The 452-nt window shown below is 24.3% G+C and carries 1 protein-coding gene and 1 pseudogene; one reads left to right on the plus strand and one right to left on the minus strand.

The genetic code is table 11. The annotated features are described in order from the left end of the window. A partial coding sequence (locus tag CP965_RS14025) for a non-canonical purine NTP pyrophosphatase (protein ID WP_323807978.1) occupies positions 1-144 on the minus strand: 144 nt, incomplete at its 3' end. A 162-nt stretch (positions 145-306) separates the two neighbouring features. Here CP965_RS14025 and CP965_RS14390 point away from each other — a divergent pair. Continuing rightward, positions 307-452: pseudogene (locus CP965_RS14390) on the plus strand (MFS transporter); the annotation flags it as partial.

The following is a 452-nucleotide window of genomic DNA, read 5'->3' on the forward strand; positions in this document are numbered from 1 at the left end:
AGCATTGCCTTTGAAACTATCTTTATCTTCAATAATCTCAATATCTCCTAATAACTCTTTATATGTAACTATTTCACATGAAGGAAGAAGTGTTTTAAACTCTTCAATTTTTCCTTTATTTCCACTAGCTAAAACAATTTTCATAAAATTCCTTTATTTTTCTTAATTTTTATTATATAAAAACATTAAAAAATCTCTGCTTTATGAAAAAACTTAAACACTTTTTACAAACAAAACTTTTAACATCTTATTAACTTTATTAATATATAATCTTTGCCTATTTAAAAAAATTCAGGATTATATAATATGATTAAATCGATAATTCCTCTAAGTTCAATTATAGCTTTAAGATTTTTAGGACTATTTTTAGTATTACCAGTATTATCAGCTTATGCAATGAACTTAAAAGGGGCAACAACAGAGATTGTAGGTATCGTAGTTGGAGGTTATGC

The sequence above is a fragment of the Halarcobacter mediterraneus genome (assembly GCF_004116625.1).
Classification (GTDB): Bacteria; Campylobacterota; Campylobacteria; order Campylobacterales; family Arcobacteraceae; genus Halarcobacter; species Halarcobacter mediterraneus.